We start from the raw sequence: 17,439 nt of genomic DNA, 5'->3' as shown, positions 1-17,439 counted from the left end.
AGGAGGAAAGGGACTTGCTCGATGTCAAGCAAACAGAACGGTCTCTGTTACAACGCCGCAACACTCTGACGACATCACTTCAGGCCCTTTTCGATGGCCTCGCTGTTATAATCCTATTGCTCGCCCTGCTCTTCTTCTTCAATGGCGAACTGACCAACCACTACATCATCATGGCCCTGGCGCTGCTCGGTAGCATGTCGGTCATCTATGACCGGATGAATATCTATCGTCATCACGGCACCATGACCAAGAAAGCATTCAAACTGCTAAAGGCCTGGAGCAGTGCCTTTGCCTTTCTACTTCTGCTTGCCTTTGCCACCAAACATTCTGATACCTACTCCCGGACTGTCATCGGTCTACTATTTGTATTTGGCTACTTCACCCAGGTGTTTCTCCATTTTGGGTTTCGTCTGCTGCAACGCCACATGGTTTCACAGGAGGCCAACACCAAGGCACTGATTATCGGCAATGGTGCATTGGCGAGACACCTGCACCACAGGATTAACCACAATCCCTGGATGCCGGAGGAGATCATAGGCGCGGTACTGACCTCGGAATGCCGGGAAAACCAGAATGAATCAAACGGTGTTGAACTACCTGTTCTGGGTAAACTGGAAGATATCAAGACATTAATTAAACACCATGAGATTCATACCATCTACATAGCGGTCTCCCTGGACAGTTCCCCGATGATTCAGCAGATCTACTTTGATCTGCTGAATGAAAATGTGGATATCCACTGGGCACCCAATATATTTGCACTGAATCTGATCAATCATAGTGTGAAGGAGTTGGCAGGGATCCCCATCCTGACCCTCTCTGAAACTCCCTTGATTGGTACTCACCTGTTACTGAAAACCATCGAGGACCGGGTGTTGTCACTGCTCATGCTGATCCTGGTCAGCCCGATCATGCTGGTCACAGCATTGCTGATTAAACTGGAGTCACCTGGCCCGGTCTTTTTCCGGCAGGAGCGTACCGGCTGGGATGGCAAGAACTTCAGAATATGGAAATTCCGCAGTATGAAACTGCATACTGAAGAGAATGGAGTGGTAAAGCAGGCCACCCGGGAAGACCCGCGTATTACAAAGATCGGCAGCTTTATTCGCCGTACCAGTATCGATGAGTTACCACAACTGTTCAATGTGCTGGCGGGCCAGATGTCTCTTGTGGGCCCACGGCCACATGCGTTACAGCACAATATCGAATACTCAAAACAGATCGAAGCCTATCTTGCCCGCCACCGGATTAAGCCTGGTATTACTGGACTTGCCCAGATACGAGGATTTCGCGGAGAAACCAGAGAACTTGAGCAGATGGAAAAACGGGTCAAGTACGATTTGGAGTACATTAACAATTGGTCTTTATGGCTGGATCTTTCGATCTTGGCGAGAACCCCGTTCTCGCTAAGAAGTGGCAATGTCTACTAAGCATTCTGCTAATTGCATAGAAAACTAGCAGGTATACATACATGGACGATAACATTGTTTGGCACCAAGCCACTGTGACCCGTGATCGACGGGAGAAGATGAACTTACACCGAGCAAAACTACTCTGGTTTACTGGTCTCTCCGGCTCCGGTAAATCCACACTTGCCCATGCACTCGAAGAACGCCTGCACCAGAGAGGATGCAGAACTTATGTCTTTGATGGAGACAATGTCAGGCATGGCCTTTGCAATGATCTTGGTTTCAGCATTGAAGACCGAACTGAAAATATTAGACGTATTGGTGAAATGTCCAAACTGTTCGTGGATGCGGGCGTGATCGCATTGACTGCCTTCATTTCACCAATACGTGAAGACAGGAACAAGGCCCGCGAACTTTTCGCCGAGGGTGATTTCATCGAAGTCTATATTAGGGCCTCAATTGAAACCTGCGAATCCAGAGATGTAAAAGGGCTCTACAAAAAGGCTCGCGAAGGAGTAATAAAGAACTTTACCGGGATCAGTTCTCCTTACGAAGAGCCTGAGAATCCTGAAATTGTTGTGGATACGGAAAACCGGGAGGTTGATGAGTGTGTCGACTCATTGCTGGCCGCACTGGAGCAGCAAGGGGTAATTCCCAATGTTGTGGTTTGAGACATAGTTCTCTAAATATATTTGGGGTGTGATGAGTACTTCCCTTCTCCCCCTCTCCCCCGGCCCCTCTCCCGCCAAGGGGAGAGGGGAGCTATTCTCTTTGTCTGTTTTGCACACTGACGGTTAGTGCTTTTTTTCTGACCTTCATCTACCGGTTGGTTATCTCTATTTATGTCACCGATTCCGATAGGTTGGAGAGACCAATTGTAGTTGATCCGTTAGGATCATTACGGTCAAAGTTAGTGGGACAGCAGTGTTCAAGGATGGAATGTAACAAACAGATTGGATGATCTACCTGAGTAGTGTGGATAAACTGATCAGCTAGGCCATCACTCTCATGTGTGGCTGAAGCTTCCAGTGTAACAATCTGATGGATTACGGCTTTCGCCGGAATGATGAAGTGAGTAAGGGATATTTAGTACAACCCTTCCTGCAGAAGCAACTCCACCCGCCGGCTGCTCAGGTGTTTCTCCAGGAGATCCTTATCCCGATTTGCCTGCTGCAGGGTTGGACTGTGGCCCTCGATTTTGATTCTCGCCTGATCTATGCCCCGATCGATGAAATAGAGGGATACTTTCTGTGCCCTCTCCAGTGAGAGCCGCATATTTTGCAATGGATCATCGCTGGGGTACGTATACCCACGAATTTTCAGATTCGCCTGGCTATTGAGTGAGAGAACGATATAGAGATCATTCAGCATCTCTTCAAATTCAGTTGGTATCTCCGCATTGTTGTCTTCGAAGAAAATTTGAAATTTTCTTTCCGATGCACTGCTTGGGATCGGAGGTGGTTGTTTATCCGGGACCTCAATCTGCTGATACCTGGTCTGGGTGGCGATATAGTCCTCACCGGCCTCTTTGGTTTCAGAGGCCGCGATACCATCACTTGTCTCTGTCACAGGCTCCACATTAACAGACGAAGTTTCCGGAGTATCTGATGCCGCGCTCGGTGTTTGATCTGCTTGTGTCTGCTCTACTGAGTCAGGGCGATTACCCACAGCTGTGGCGATGCTCTCGTTGGACTTGGGTTCAGTTCTGTTTTTATAGGGTTGAGACTTGGGTGTCAGAAAAGATTGAATTGTGTGGTTTGCTTCGCTCAAAAATCCATTGATCTGTTCCGGTGTCCATACGATGTAGGCAATCAACGGAAATCCAACCAATACGATCAATGCAACATGGCGAATCGACTTTTGTAACCCACCGGAGACCAGCTCTTCTTTATCCGTATTATCATCTGTAACGATAAAACCACCGGATGCTTCGATTTCATGCCGATACCTCTCGGCCTTCATCGTCGGCGTATTGAGGATCTCTTCCGGATTCAGAGCAACGGCCTCAGTACTCTCATCATCTGTTTTCGCGCGTCTGACGGTATCGTCCAAGTCACTTTCCGCTAGAGTACCGTCAGACTGCGCTTCGATTGCAAGATCATCCGCAACCGAGCGGTTCTCATCGACAATCTTCTCGGTTAATGTCCTGACCTCATCTGAATCAATAAATAATTCAGACTGGGGGGGCAGCTGATCCGTATCTTGCTCTTGATAGCCAGTTGGCTCAGCCGTTTCACCTTGCTGTTCGGCAGATAGATCGGCATCCTCTTCCACTAACATCGGCTGATCAAGGTCGGGCTCAAAGGTGTCATTCTCAATACTTAACGAAATCCCTTCGTTGCTTTCAGCATGAATGCTCTCCTCTTCGGAGGATTGATCCAGGGTTTGTTCGGAATCACGACCATCCAGATCAGATATATGCTCTTCATACTCAACCGAATAGGCGGTCTTGAACTCTTCGAAGGTCTCACCTGACTTGAGTGCCAACCGTTCTTCACCAAACAGCTCTTCGGCTACGATCCAGATATCCTCATCGGTGAACTTATGCTTCTCTTCCAGCGCACCATAGAGTAGTAACCGACTGGCGACATGATTGACCTTTCTGGGGATGCCTTTGGTTATATAGTGGATCAGTGGAAAGATCGTACTTTCGAGTTCCGGGTCTCCGTGCCAGCCCACGATGCCCAGTCGATGCTCGATATACCCCTCTGTTTGAGAGACAGACATGGGCTCGATCTGGCAGGTGGCGATCAATCGTTGCCTGACATGCTCCATCTGCGGGCTTAGTACGACCCCTCTCAGTTCATCCTGTCCAACCAGAAAAATCTGAAACAGAGGGTGACTGCCTGACTGCAGATTGGATAGGAGCCGAAGCTCCTCAAGACCATTCAAGGTGAGATTCTGAGCTTCATCGATGACGATGATTGCACGCCGGCCTTTCTGGTACTCCTGTTCCACAAAATCCTGAATGTGGGTGAGCAACGTGGCCTTATTGTAACTTTCGGCGGGCAATCCGTATTCCAAGGCAACCTTGCGTAACAGCTCTTCCGCCTGCAGCTGATTGGTTACCAGATTGATAGCCAGGGTCTTCTCTTTATCGAGTTGAGCCAGGATATCCCGAATCAGCGTGGTCTTCCCGCATCCGGGTTGCCCCGTAATCATCACAAAGCCTTCCCCCTGCTCCAAGGCATAGCTCAGATAGGACCAGGCTTTAAGGTAGTTCTTGTGAGCAAAACGAAAGCTTTCGTCTGCACTCAGACGAAAAGGGTTGTCGTTCAGCTCGTAGTAGGATTCAAACATGACCTATATTAGTGATTTGCGGGTTCTATTGAAGATCGTATATTAGACAGTCACAGATATACAGTCACTTTGAATATTCACTCGTCTCTGATACCAGTCAGACATCTCCCCGCCTTAGTAAAGGTGGCCAATGGCGAATAACCGAGATATTTTCTTGGTTAAAAAGCTCTCACCGGCCCTCAGGCCAGCAGACTGACTCGACAGGTGAATAGAGAGTGAAGCAAGCACGACCGATCAATACCCCTGACCCATAATCAAATTATATTCTTCCATAAATAAAAATTATCTTCTGGGGTGCTACTAAGTGGCCTGCTAGAGTGATTTCAGTTCAACAGCTGAGGTTTGTATTCCCGGTTTGCGGCAGGCCAGGTAGGCCTTGCAACGTTCCAGATAGGCGGTAGTACTTTTTGGCATCGAGACTCTTGCCCGTGCCATATGGGTAATCAGATCAGTACCATCCTTGATCAGACGCTGCCCTTCATCCACCTCCCAACAGGCCAGACAGGAGTTGTTGGTCTTTTCACTGGGGGCCAGGGCAAGCAGTTTCTCACCAGCGACGGCAAATTTCGGCCAAACGTCAAATATGACCGGGTCGGTACGCAGGGTCTCACATTTGAGCTTGGCGGTGACAGCAAGCTGCTTGATGAGCTGTTCTGTGTTTCTGAAAAATGTGCTACCGCTGAAAGCCTCGGCCATTGATGTGGAGATACGATCGATGTCATACATCGTCTGCGCGATTTTTATATATCGACTTTCGTAAAACGACTCAATTGGAACAGTGAATGCCCGGAAAGGCTCACCCCAAAGCTCATCGATACCTTCATCACCGCTGCGATGTTTTACCAGTTTGCCGAGCTCCAGGGCCTCCAGCAGATACTGCCCGCACTCATGAAGCATCTCTCTTCCCTTACCGCTTTTGATGCTTTCATCCTCCTGCTTCACCAGTTCACGGAAGATTTGAGTCCCGCGGTTGAAGAGAGCGCCGGCCAACATGGCGCCCTTCACCCGTTTCAGGTCATCATCCTGTTCTTCATTATAGGCCTTGCGGGCCTCGTCCAGGCGGTCGCCGGGAATATTGATGCCATGCTCCACATGGTTGAACAGACGCCGGGTTAAAGCATCTATCAGATATTTCTTGGTTTCCAAGCTATCTTCCATGGGCTTGTAGTACTTAATCCAATAACCATCGTAATAAATAGAGGCTTTTCCATCTATTTCGCGGATGGTTCCATCGGCTATCATTTGTGAGCTCTGCATATTAACAACCCGACATCGGCTATACGCGAGATTTGACCTTATCTGCTTCGATTTGTCACATAGATTATGACTTTCGGGCGATAAAAAATGCTTCGCCACAAACTCATAATCTGCCAGCTGGCTTATTCCTCATCCCTGAGACCAATGTATGAAGAATAGGCTATTTCTTGTCCTATTTCCTTCATAAAAAATTAATATTAGCAATCATCTCGCCGATGAATCCTAGAAGCAAATCTTACCTTTTATTTATCAACAGCAGGAACGGGCACGAGCATCGGCTTTCGTGGTGATGAAGCTGGCGTGTTTGTCATGGAGGTAGATCGAACTGTTACTATCTATTGAGTTGACAATATAATTTACGGGTGTGTTCCCGATACGGTACAAATCCGGGTCTGATGGAGATTCATCCACTAGCCTGTTGCCCAAAACCGATCCAGATAGAGTAGAAACATCAGAGGATAATCCATGCAAAATCAATCAGTTGCCGTCGTTACAGGGGCAAATCGCGGATTAGGTTTTGAAACCAGCCGACAACTGGCTCAACTGGGTCGGCAAGTGATACTCACTGCCAGAGACGAGGCAGAAGGTTTGGCTGCCGCTGAACAGCTGCGTCAGGAAGGGCTGAATGTGGAGTTTTTCCCACTTGATGTGAGCAACAGTGGCTCGATAGCAGCATTAGCATCTTATCTGTCTGAAAAATTTAAAGATATCGATGTACTGGTCAACAATGCCGGAATCTTTCCTGATCCACCACCGTCTGATGACCGAAGCAGCATACTCAATGCGGATCCGGATTCGGTACGACAGGGATTCATGATCAACACCCTTGCTCCCCTTCAGCTCTGCCAGGCCCTGGTCCCGCTCATGCACGGTGAAGGCAGAATCGTCAATGTCTCATCGGGGATGGGCCAATTAAGTGATATGAATGGTTGTTGCCCGGCCTACCGACTCTCCAAGACCGCACTCAATGCGGTCACCCGCATTCTTGCCGATGAACTCAAGCCAACCCGGATCAAGATCAACTCGGTCTGTCCCGGCTGGGTAAGGACCCGAATGGGGGGGGATGAGGCCACTCTATCCGTGGAAGACGGGGTCAAGGGTATCGTATGGGCTGCCACACTCTCGGATGATGGCCCCAGCGGTGGTTTTTTCCGTCATGGTGAGGAGATTCCCTGGTAGCTCGATGCTTGCCCATCCAAGGGCTTGCGGAACAGGCCAACATCACCGCTTTTCCGGCTAAAACAGGATTCACTCGTTTTCAGTAAGCAGATCAAGTCGCGCCTTGATACCATCCAGTTCATGCCTTAAAGACTCGACCTCTTCTTCAAGTTGAGCCAAACGGCCCTCATCAGATCTCTGTGTGGACTCACCTGTCTCCTCATGCTCCTGACTCTCCATGCTGCTCACTTCTCCACAGAAGAGATGGGCATATCTTGACTCCCTTTTACCGGGTTCACGTCCCAGTCGTTTGACAAACGGTCCCTCCTCTCTTTGCATCAGCTGTTCGAGAACCGATTCTGTTTCGTGAACATCCTCAAACTCACACAACCGGTTTGTGCGGCTACGCAATTCGCCCGGTGTTTGAGCCCCCCTGAGAAGCAATACACAGACAACGGCCAGTTCCTGACTGGTCAGTTCCAATGATCCAAAACCCACATTGCAAAACCGATGCTGGTATTTGGCTACCCTGCTGCCAAACCCGGTGCGGTCGCTGATCAGATGTTTCTTCTTCAACTCATCAAGACCGTTCTGAACCTCAGTCTCACTGAGATTGAGTACAGGCTCCCGGCTGCTTTTCTGATTGCAGGCATTGGTCAATGAACTCAGTGACAAGGGGTATTGATCCGGAGTGATAATCTCTTTTTCCAGCAGACAACCAATGATTCTCGCCTGCAGAGGTGTCAATTCAATAAGCATCTACTCTTTTTAGCTCCTACTGATCGGGGGGATAGTGCCGGAATCCACAACCGGATACTGCCTGGCCATCCAAGCATTCATGATGACTAGTATAGCTTGCCATAAAATCCGTCAGCGCTTCCTGACGCCATATCTGATGCTTCCCCTGAACCCGGTCAAACACCGGGTTTATCCGTTGGTCCAGTGCAAGTTTCATCTCAATTGGCGCCTCACCCCACCCCGACGCCTTCATAGCATCGATCCATCCTGATTTTTAGATTCGTGACTACATGCCCCGGTTTAAAAATCCCACTGAGGCCTACTGGAATCAGCTGAATTTCTGTAAACTTTTTCATATCCCGTAATCACAGGCCAATCCGGATGGAATCCATAATCGCCCGGCTCAAACCTTTGCTTGACTATGATGACCGGTACCAGATCATCAGTTGGCTGTTCCTGCGATTGCTTGCATTGATCTACCTGAGCGCTTTCGCCTCACTGGCTTCTCAGATTACCGGTCTGGTGGGGAGTCAAGGCATCCTGCCACTGGATAACCATTTCGCACTGGCGCAGCAACACCTTGGTGATCAGGCCTGGCTGCGCTTTCCTTCAATCTTCTGGTTGACCGGTACAGATGACGGACTGCTTCAGAGTGCGGCTCTGCTGGGGATCCTGCTCTCTTTGATGCTGCTGATCGGGCGTTGGCAGCGATCCGTTCTGATCCTGTTATTCCTGCTCTATCTGTCGCTCTATCATGCAGGACAGGTATTCATGAATTTTCAATGGGATACGCTGCTACTCGAAGCCGGATTTCTCTCCATATTCCTGGTTGGCGGCGCTAACCCGCTGCTGATATTTTTGTTCGATTGGCTGCTGTTTCGTCTGCGATTCATGTCAGGGCTGTTCAAACTGTTCAGCAATGATCCCTCCTGGTCTGGTTTCACCGCCCTCAACTACTATTTTGAGACCCAACCACTACCCCATATCGGCGCCTGGTATGCCCATCAGTTGCCCGATCTGTTGCTGAAGGCCGGGGTGGGACTGACCCTGTTCAGTGAACTGATTGTGCCATTCTTCATTTTCCTGCCGAGGAAATTCCGCTTGGCCGCCGCAGGGATCACCATCCTGATGCAGTTGCTGATCATCGCCACCAGCAACCATAACTTCATCAACTTTCTTACCATCGCACTCTGCCTGTTTCTCTTGGATGACAAACTGATCAAGTCAATCGTGCCAGCCAGACTGGTTACCAATATCAAAAGCACCCACAACTCTGTAGGCTCAATTCGTAGCTTTATGATTATCTTATGTTTTATTGCAATACCCACATCCAGCCTGATCAGCTTCTCCGCGAAACTCTGGGATCATTCTGTGATAAAACAATCACTACCCTTAGCTGAAACCGTGCAGCATTTCGGGATTGGTCACCTGTATCATATTTTCCCAACCATGCAGACCGAGCGACATGAACTGATCATTCAGGGTTCAAACGATGGCCGGGCATGGCGCAGCTACCAATTCAACTACAAGCCGGATGACGCAATGGATCGACTCCGATTCAACCTGCCCCATCAACCCAGACTCGACTGGATGCTCTGGTTCGTACCAACCCAGCATCCGGTGCAGATCTATTGGTTTAATCAGTTCATGAGACAGGTCAAGGCAGGGTCGCCCAGTGTGACGAGCTTACTGGCACACAATCCCTATCCGGATACCCCACCAAAATACCTTCGGGTATTGGTATACCGTTACTCATTCACCAACAGTGAAGAGAAGGCTGACACAGGCCACTGGTGGAAGACAGAATTTCTTGGGGAGTTTCCCCATCTATCGCCAAGAAGCCCTTGAGCCACAGCTCTCCGGGATTGATACACAAGGTGTGAATGGGAGAAATCTCTGCGTCTCGAGTGATGCTTTCCATAGCAATCGCTTACCTGGAGTCAGGTGGTGCTAGAAAACCCTAACTAATTGATATTAAAGAGACCGTTCATAGCATCTCACACCACTGGATGGGTGATTGGCGATTTTGGGAACTGTCCCGCCGACGGTGGAGATATGACGGCCAGGCTAGAGATCTTCAGTTCAAATCCAGACAACACCGATCAGAGGCGGGATAGAAACTCTTCAGCCTTACTGACCATATTTCGTATGTCGTGGATGGTTGCCTCTATCGGGAAATGCTTGATTCCGTAAATGCAGTTACCCTTGTATTCAGCCTTGAAACCGTTCTGGTGAGTAATCAACTGCTGGTCGGCATTCACTTGCCAACCTTCGTCTTCATTAAACTTAAACATCGAAAATCCTTTTTGGTAACCCTTGCAACTTTAGGTGGCGGGAATTGTATCACCAGTCGCAACGAGATTTACCCTGAAAAGGGCACAAAAGGAACAGACGGTAGCAAATCCGGGATAAACAATTTCAAATAGGAATCTGATTCGAGACCTTTCCGCTGAGACGTCGCTTACTGGTGGACTGAACAACCGATTATTGGCTGACTATAGAATGGGCTACCATGAATGCAACTAGCTGACTCGAGAACAATTTACGTCTAACGCATTGAATTAATTAATAATTTATTCGTTACCTCATCACATACATCCATACTGCAAAAAAGTGACGGTTGCTTAGAACTTGCCTGCACCAGACTAAGCATGTGGTTGATAAGATAACCATTGATAAACTTGCCGACGGTTTTCTTAACAGTCACTATAGAGGCAACTAGATCCTCAAGTGGTATAAAAATGGTCAAAATGTACGGCATCCCCAATTGCGACACGATAAAGAAAGCCCGTCGGTGGCTTGACGACCACGGTGTTGCATATGAGTTTCACGACTATAAAAAAGCGGGGGTTGATGAAGCCATGCTCACTGCATGGACCGGTCAATTGGGCTGGGAGAGTTTACTCAACAAGCGCAGTACCACCTGGCGCCAGCTTGACGAAGCTGCAAAGGCCGATCTGGACGAGAGACAAGCGATTCAAATCATGCTGGCTCACCCATCGATCATCAAGCGTCCATTGCTGGATGATGGCAAACAGCTCCACCTTGGTTTCAAAGCGGATCAATATGCACAGCTCTTCTGATCTGATCAGTGGCTGTTCGATCTGAACAGACCTGGGGATTGGCCGATTGAGCTTGATGCCGGTGCGATAAAACACCTCGATTATTGACCTTTTGAATCGACATAGAGTCGAGAATAGTGCTTTATACTCTATGTAATTCAATACCTTATATAAAATCCACTGGACTCGCTCTGATCATATCCCGGTTGGCTTTGATTGGCTTGAAACTCTCCTACTCAGCCTCAATCCCTGTATAATGGCCCGTTTTTCGGTTTCCTGAGGTGCAGCATGATCAAAATCAATGAGAACTATAAGAAACTCCAGGCTTCCTACCTGTTCTCAGACATCGCAAAACGGGTCTCGTCTTTTCAGGAGGCTAACCCGGATAAAGATATCATTCGTTTGGGTATAGGTGACGTAACCCGTGCACTGCCGGAAGCTTGCGTCAAGGCATTTCATGCTGCCGTGGACGAAATGGCCGCAGACGCCACATTTCACGGTTATGGCCCTGAGCAGGGCTACGATTTTCTGCGCCAGGCGATTGCTGAGGGCGATTATCAGAGCCGTGGCTGCAATATCGCAACTGATGAAGTCTTTGTCAGTGACGGGGCAAAATGTGATTCAGGCAATTTCCAGGAGATCTTTGCCGATGATGTGAGGGTTGCCATTCCCGACCCGGTCTACCCGGTCTATGTGGACACCAATGTCATGGCTGGTCGTACAGGTGCGGCTGAAAACGGTCGATACACCGGGCTGACCTATCTGGATGGCACCAAAGCCAACGGCTTCATCCCAGCGCTTCCCACAGAGCCAGTGGACCTGATCTACCTCTGCTTTCCCAACAATCCCACCGGAGCGACCGCAACCAAGGCGCAGCTCAAACAGTGGGTCGACTATGCGAAACAGAACAAAGCATTGATTCTCTTCGATGCAGCCTATGAAGCCTTTGTACAGGACCCGGATCTGCCCCGCTCCATCTTTGAAATCGAGGGTGCACGGGAAGTCGCTGTCGAGTTCCGCAGTTTTTCAAAGAATGCCGGTTTCACCGGTACCCGTTGTGCCTACACGGTGGTGCCTAAAGACTGCACGGCCTACACTGAAGCCGGTGAGCCTGTCTCCATCCATGAACTGTGGAATCGCAGACATACCACCAAGTTCAACAGTGTCTCCTACCCAGTGCAGAAAGCCGCCGCCGCTGTCTATACAGCTGAAGGCCAGGCACAGGTTGCCGAACTGGTCGCCTACTACATGAAAAATGCCAAGTATATCCGTGAACAGATTGAGAACCTGGGTTATGACTGCATTGGTGGTGAAAACTCCCCCTATATATGGATTGATGCCAAAGGGGACTCCTGGGACTTCTTTGACACCCTGCTGAATAATGCGGGTGTGGTATGCACACCTGGCGCCGGTTTCGGTAAATGCGGTGAAGGCTATATCAGAATCAGCGCCTTCAACAGCTTTGAAAACGTGCAGCAGGCCATGGAAAGGGTCAAAGCGTCACTTTGAACTTGAATCCGGCCTGGCCACTGATGGCGGTTAGCTCACCATCATCAGTGGCCAGCTCATCGAACATAAGCTCTACGAAGTATTAAGAGGTACACAAGTGCCAGTATCAAAAGATTACTCTGAACGTCTTGCTCAGAACCTTGAAAAAATTGTCGAACACTACGGCACCCCATTTCATCTGTATGACGAAAAAGGGATCCGTGAAACCGGACAACAATTGATCAAGGCATTCAGTGGCGTCGATTTCTTTCGTGAATACTTCGCAGTAAAAGCCCTGCCGAACCCAACCATTCTGAAACTGATGCAGGATATCGGTTTTGGTTTCGATTGCAGTTCCATTGCTGAACTGGTCATGAGCCGACAGATCGGTGCCCGGGGTGAAGAGATCATGTTCACCTCCAATAACACCAGTGGTAACGAGTTCAATGTCGCCGAAGCGGATGGCGGTTGCATACTCAACCTTGATGACATCTCCCTGCTCGACAAGGTGCCCGAGGTTCCCGAGTTGATCTGTTTTCGTTACAACCCGGGTGAACGCAGAACCGGTAACAGCATCATTGGCAACCCTTTGGAGGCCAAATACGGTGTTGCCCATGATCAGTTGATCGATGCCTATCGCAAGGCAAAATCACTCGGTGTGAAACGATTTGGATTGCACACCATGCTGGCTTCGAATGAGTTGAATCACGCCTACATGGTGGAGACAGCGCGCATGCTTCTCGACCGGGTTGACTGGATTTCCAATGAACTCGACATCAAGTTCGATTTCATCAATATCGGCGGTGGTCTGGGCATACCCTACCGCCCCGAAGAGAAACCGCTGGATATCGTCAGCATGGGCAAAGAGATTTCAGAGCTGTTCAAGGTCTTTAAAAACAGCCATGGCTATACCCCCAAGCTCTACCTGGAAAGTGGTCGTTACATTACCGGTCCTCATGGTGTACTGGTAACCACAGCGATCAACCGTAAAGAGATCTACAGAACCTATGTCGGTGTCGATTCATGCATGTCCGCCCTGATGCGTCCTGGTATGTATGGCGCCTACCATCATGTCTCAGTACTCAACAAGGATGGTGAGGATGAGGTCGTGGACGTGGTCGGTTCGCTGTGTGAAAACAATGATAAGTTTGCAATTCAGCGTCCTCTGCCGAAGATTGAAGACGGCGACATCATCTGCATACATGACACCGGCGCACATGGGCAGGCAATGGGTTTCAACTACAACGGCAAAGTCAGACCGAAAGAGCTACTGCTCCGCGAAGATGGTACGGTTCAGCTGATACGTCGTGAAGAGACCCTGGATGATCTGTTTGCAACCCTGGATTTCGATGCAGACAACCTGAGCTTGTAATCTTGCTAAGGCCTGTTAACACTGGCAATGAAAACCTTTAAAGATCCAAAGCGGCGCTACTGCCATCATCGGCAAGTTGCGGCCGCTGGTAATTTTCATCGCTATAGATCTCCCTGAGAGATGCAAACTCTTCAATATTTTCCAGCAGCAGATCGGTGAGTTCAGGATCGAACTGCTTACCACGCTGTTGCTTGAAATAGTCAACGATCCGTTCCAAAGACCAGGCCTCTTTGTAGACACGAGCATTACCCAGCGCATCAAATACATCGGTAATGGCGACAATACGACCATACAGATGTATCTCATCACCCTTCAAGCCTTGAGGGTAACCTGTACCATCCCACCGTTCATGGTGCTGCTGAGCAATGATTGCTGCCAGCTTGAGTAATGGGCGTTTTGCTCTGCTGAGTAACGAGTGTCCATATCGGCAATGATCCTGCATGATTTGCCACTCTTCATCGGAAAGCGGACCGGGTTTTTCAAGTAACTCTGATGGGATGGCTATTTTTCCAATATCATGCATCGCTGCGGCAAGTTGCAATAATTCGCAGTCGTCACTGTCAAAGCCCAGTTTTCGTCCCATCAGACCTGTCAGTTTACTCACTCTGGCTACATGCTGGCTGACCTCCTGAGAGCGGCATTCCGCGAACTCCCCCAGTGTATAAAGCACTTCCTTCTGGGTAAACTCAATCTCTTGAGTTAAAAACAGATTACCCATTGCAATTGCTGCATTACTGATAAAAACCTCAACCAGATTATGATCGATATCATCGAGCTGTGGCAGTTTTCCTTCAATATAGAGCAGACCGTCACGCCCTTCCGCATTACTCAACTCAATCAGGCAGGCATCGGAATAGAAAATACTCCCACTGTCGGATCGGGCCTTCTTGATCCGCGCCATAACCTGATCATCAACAACGTCTTTGAGACTCTGATTGGTGGACGAAGCGTAGTTCCCCGTACCGGCGATGATGCGTTGTTGTTCAATGCTCGTGTCACTGTCATCTTTCAAAACCCCGAATGCATGACTGTAAAAAGTATGACCACCCAGATTCAACAGGGCTTCCAACTGCGTCAACACACCGCTGATGAAGGTTTCAAGAGAGCCAATGTTATATAAAGACCCTGAAGAGCGTATGATCTTCTCCAGGCCGATTCTGTTTTTCTCGATAACCATCAGGTCTCGATAGTTACGCAAAGCCGATACAACCGATGAGAAGAGCTTCAGTGAGGTAAGATCAGTCTTTTCCCGATAGTCATTGATGTCATAGCGAAGAATCACTTCTCTTTCCGGTGCCTGACCTGGCTGCCCGGTACGTAAGATGATTCTCACCAGGTCATTGCGAAATTCATTGCGTATGATTTCGACCAACTCCAATCCAGCCTGGTCACTTTCCATAACCACATCAAGCAGGATCAAAGCCGTATCCGGATATTGTTCCAGATATTCCCTTGCCTCACGTGCTGTATAGGCATGCCCGAACTCGATACCCCGACCGGCAAAAACCAGATCCTCCAAAGCCAACTCGGTTACAGCATGCACATCTGGTTCATCATCAACGATGAGAATCCGCCAGGCTGAACTGGACGGCTTTGACTTCTCTCGCTCCTGGGCATAGAGAATATGTTGAGACTTACTGATCATCCTTGTCCTCATGGTGACTGAAAACTCTGGGAAACTCGATTATGAATCGCACCCCGGCATGAGGCTTTGATTCAACCTGTATGACGCCACCCAAATGAGTTGTTACTGAATTATACACCAAATGTAAACCCAATCCCGAGCCCCCGGCTTCCCTGTTGGTGGTATAAAACGGCTCGAATATCTTATCAATATGGCGTTCCGCGATTCCCGCTCCATCATCCGTGTAGAGAAGCCTCAGATGGGAATCGCCGACAGATGTTACCTCAATGCGCATCAATCCCGATTGATCCGGATCATCTCCAAAGCCATGGATCAAGGAATTAAAAACCAGATTTGTGATGACCTGGGACAACACCCCTGGACAGGTATTGAGCTCTATTGGTGACTGACATTCAATCTCAAGCCGATGTCGTGAATACTTGAGTCTGGGCTGCAGGCTCTGCTTGATCTCTTGAAGGTAATCACACATATCGAAGAGCCGCCGCTTCAAACTACTCTGATCGACCGCAACCTGCTTGAAACTCTTTACCAGGTCAGCGGATCTTTGTAAATTTGACAGCAGAATATCGCAGGCTTTCTCCGAACTGTCGAAGAAACCATCAAGATCGGTTCGCGTCATCTCATTACGCTCAAAGTGTTGTCGGATTTTCACAACTCTGTCTTTAAGATGGGAAGCCGCCGTTACACTGGTGCCGACGGGGGTGTTGATCTCATGAGCCACACCGGCAACCAATCCTGCCAGCGAAGCCATCTTTTCTGACTCGATCAGCTGTTTCTGAGTCGCTTTCAAATCATGCAGCGAATGGATCAGAGCAGTATTTCGTTGCGCCAGTTTGGAATTGCTTTCAGACAGCTGACCTGTTTGAAATTTGACCTCACTCTCAAGCTGTTGAGTGACCCTGCGCATTCCCAGATAGAGAATCAGCTCAAGTAACACAAAAACAGCCACCGCAAACAGTATGTTGTTATTAAAACTTTTATTGAAATTCGCGATGACAGCGGATGCGTCACGCCACATCAGGATATGCCCGATATGGTCTCTCTCCGGATCCTGCCTTCCCTGATAGTCATAAAAAGGCAATGCAACCATTGCCAACGGCTCAGCTCCATCCTGAATATAGATTTTTCCTTCATCGAACAGGGTTTGGTGCAACTCCTGATCAGACAGCAATTGAGCTGACATCTCATCATCACTACTGGCTTCGATATAGTAACCGGATACCGGAGGACGTCCTGCATAGAGCTGCTTCAGGGATTCAGACCAGACACGATGCTGTAGCTCCTGCTGTTTGATTAACACCGCGTAGTTGACATGCGTATGACGTATCAGCAGATCGAGTATTTGGCTAAACGACATACCGGCTTCAACCACACCGATATGAATTCGCACACCCTCGTCCTTGGCATAGACAGGACTTACTCCACGTATACCGGCATAGGGTCGGCCGATTTCAAAGCCTCTTGTCGTACGTTGTAATTGATTGGCGTCCACCACCGTATGACGAATCTCATCCAAACGATCACCATACTTTTCCCGCTGATGCACTCTTAAAAAAGAGAGCGCACCAGGGGGCAGATGAAAATGCAACTGCCGCACTTTGAACTGCTTTCTCATCTCGCTCCAACCAGGCTCAAGCAGTTCGTACAGCTGTTGTCGAATCCGATCCGACTCCATGCCACCTGCGCCACCACCTTCTGATTCAACGGCCAACTTACCGGCGAGAAACAACTCCTGCACCCGTTTATCACTGGCTACGAACAGGGCAGTCTGCTCCAGCATATCCATGTTGCTATCCAATGAAATATTAAACGCACTGCCTGCTTCGGACAGCTCATCCTGCAGGCTTTCGTACATGGCATCCCGAGATGAGATGTAGTTCAACCAGACAAAGAAACTGTCAGAGACCAATATAAAAAGGGAGATCAGGAGAAACAGACGACTCGACCTTGTTACCATCACTTAAACATCCAATGCCAAATTCATAAATCAATCCTTCATCAACTCCACCT

At 48.9% G+C, this 17,439-nt stretch carries 13 protein-coding genes; 7 read left to right on the top strand and 6 right to left on the bottom strand.

What is annotated here, in order from left to right; genetic code table 11:
- The first annotated feature begins 14 nt into the window (after positions 1 to 14).
- Together A3193_RS04395 and cysC are read left to right on the top strand one after the other, a co-directional pair.
- Positions 15 to 1,430, top strand: a complete 1,416-nt coding sequence (locus A3193_RS04395; protein ID WP_069014172.1) for an undecaprenyl-phosphate glucose phosphotransferase — start codon at positions 15 to 17, stop codon at positions 1,428 to 1,430.
- Positions 1,431 to 1,471: 41 nt separating this feature from the next.
- A complete protein-coding gene (gene cysC, locus A3193_RS04390; RefSeq protein ID WP_069004976.1) occupies positions 1,472 to 2,080 on the top strand; it encodes an adenylyl-sulfate kinase in 609 nt (202 codons plus the stop codon).
- Between the two features lie 415 nt (positions 2,081 to 2,495).
- Here the strand turns inward: cysC and A3193_RS04385 are convergent, their stop codons facing one another.
- Entirely contained in the window at positions 2,496 to 4,709 is a 2,214-nt protein-coding gene (locus A3193_RS04385; RefSeq protein ID WP_069014171.1) for an AAA family ATPase, read from the bottom strand.
- A 312-nt stretch (positions 4,710 to 5,021) separates the two neighbouring features.
- Positions 5,022 to 5,855, bottom strand: a complete 834-nt coding sequence (locus A3193_RS04380; protein WP_235614898.1) for a hypothetical protein — start codon at positions 5,853 to 5,855, stop codon at positions 5,022 to 5,024.
- Between the two features lie 576 nt (positions 5,856 to 6,431).
- Between A3193_RS04380 and A3193_RS04375 the strand changes: the two genes are divergently transcribed.
- Positions 6,432 to 7,145, top strand: coding sequence for an SDR family oxidoreductase (locus tag A3193_RS04375; protein ID WP_069004973.1), 714 nt, complete (start codon positions 6,432 to 6,434; stop codon positions 7,143 to 7,145).
- 69 nt (positions 7,146 to 7,214) lie between these two features.
- On the opposite strand, the gene A3193_RS04370 is transcribed toward A3193_RS04375, so the two are convergent.
- Positions 7,215 to 7,883 carry a YceH family protein gene (locus tag A3193_RS04370; RefSeq protein WP_069014170.1) on the bottom strand — a complete coding sequence of 223 codons (669 nt, stop codon included), beginning with the start codon at positions 7,881 to 7,883 and terminating at the stop codon, positions 7,215 to 7,217.
- Positions 7,884 to 8,243: 360 nt separating this feature from the next.
- On the opposite strand from A3193_RS04370, the gene A3193_RS04360 reads away from it, so the two are divergent.
- Entirely contained in the window at positions 8,244 to 9,710 is a 1,467-nt protein-coding gene (locus A3193_RS04360; protein WP_069014169.1) for a lipase maturation factor family protein, read from the top strand.
- 254 nt (positions 9,711 to 9,964) lie between these two features.
- Here A3193_RS04360 and A3193_RS04355 read toward each other — a convergent pair whose 3' ends face one another.
- Positions 9,965 to 10,156: a hypothetical protein gene (locus tag A3193_RS04355; RefSeq protein WP_069004969.1), complete on the bottom strand. Its 192-nt coding sequence runs from the start codon at positions 10,154 to 10,156 to the stop codon at positions 9,965 to 9,967.
- Positions 10,157 to 10,603: 447 nt separating this feature from the next.
- Between A3193_RS04355 and A3193_RS04350 the strand changes: the two genes are divergently transcribed.
- The 3 genes from A3193_RS04350 to A3193_RS04340 all read left to right on the top strand — a co-directional run bounded on the left by A3193_RS04350 (position 10,604) and on the right by A3193_RS04340 (position 13,784).
- Positions 10,604 to 10,945, top strand: coding sequence for an ArsC family reductase (locus A3193_RS04350; RefSeq protein WP_069014168.1), 342 nt, complete (start codon positions 10,604 to 10,606; stop codon positions 10,943 to 10,945).
- 267 nt (positions 10,946 to 11,212) lie between these two features.
- Positions 11,213 to 12,433 (top strand): LL-diaminopimelate aminotransferase, encoded by a 1,221-nt coding sequence (locus tag A3193_RS04345; RefSeq protein ID WP_069004967.1) that lies wholly within the window; start codon positions 11,213 to 11,215, stop codon positions 12,431 to 12,433.
- Between the two features lie 97 nt (positions 12,434 to 12,530).
- Entirely contained in the window at positions 12,531 to 13,784 is a 1,254-nt protein-coding gene (locus tag A3193_RS04340; protein WP_069014167.1) for a diaminopimelate decarboxylase, read from the top strand.
- Between the two features lie 37 nt (positions 13,785 to 13,821).
- Here the strand turns inward: A3193_RS04340 and A3193_RS04335 are convergent, their stop codons facing one another.
- Positions 13,822 to 15,429, bottom strand: a complete 1,608-nt coding sequence (locus tag A3193_RS04335; RefSeq protein WP_069014166.1) for a DUF3369 domain-containing protein — start codon at positions 15,427 to 15,429, stop codon at positions 13,822 to 13,824.
- Positions 15,419 to 17,386: an ATP-binding protein gene (locus tag A3193_RS04330; RefSeq protein ID WP_069014165.1), complete on the bottom strand. Its 1,968-nt coding sequence runs from the start codon at positions 17,384 to 17,386 to the stop codon at positions 15,419 to 15,421. Before A3193_RS04330 ends, A3193_RS04335 begins: the two co-directional genes overlap by 11 nt.
- Positions 17,387 to 17,439: the final 53 nt, after the last annotated feature.

Origin of the sequence: Candidatus Thiodiazotropha endoloripes, from assembly GCF_001708965.1 — a bacterium.
GTDB lineage: Bacteria > Pseudomonadota > Gammaproteobacteria > Chromatiales > Chromatiaceae > Thiodiazotropha > Thiodiazotropha endoloripes.
Note: the sequence above shows the minus strand (reverse complement) of the source record. Positions and strands in the feature narration are given on the sequence as shown.

Bases quoted from the DNA above. Each gene is read 5' to 3' on its own strand.
- cysC (WP_069004976.1), top strand. From the start codon at position 1,472: ATGGACGATAACATTGTTTGGCACCAAGCCACTGTGACCCGTGATCGA.
- A3193_RS04385 (WP_069014171.1), bottom strand. From the start codon at position 4,709: ATGTTTGAATCCTACTACGAGCTGAACGACAACCCTTTTCGTCTGAGT.
- A3193_RS04375 (WP_069004973.1), top strand. From the start codon at position 6,432: ATGCAAAATCAATCAGTTGCCGTCGTTACAGGGGCAAATCGCGGATTA.
- A3193_RS04370 (WP_069014170.1), bottom strand. From the start codon at position 7,883: ATGCTTATTGAATTGACACCTCTGCAGGCGAGAATCATTGGTTGTCTG.
- A3193_RS04360 (WP_069014169.1), top strand. From the start codon at position 8,244: ATGGAATCCATAATCGCCCGGCTCAAACCTTTGCTTGACTATGATGAC.
- A3193_RS04355 (WP_069004969.1), bottom strand. From the start codon at position 10,156: ATGTTTAAGTTTAATGAAGACGAAGGTTGGCAAGTGAATGCCGACCAG.
- A3193_RS04350 (WP_069014168.1), top strand. From the start codon at position 10,604: ATGGTCAAAATGTACGGCATCCCCAATTGCGACACGATAAAGAAAGCC.
- A3193_RS04345 (WP_069004967.1), top strand. From the start codon at position 11,213: ATGATCAAAATCAATGAGAACTATAAGAAACTCCAGGCTTCCTACCTG.
- A3193_RS04335 (WP_069014166.1), bottom strand. From the start codon at position 15,429: ATGATCAGTAAGTCTCAACATATTCTCTATGCCCAGGAGCGAGAGAAG.
- A3193_RS04330 (WP_069014165.1), bottom strand. From the start codon at position 17,386: ATGGTAACAAGGTCGAGTCGTCTGTTTCTCCTGATCTCCCTTTTTATA.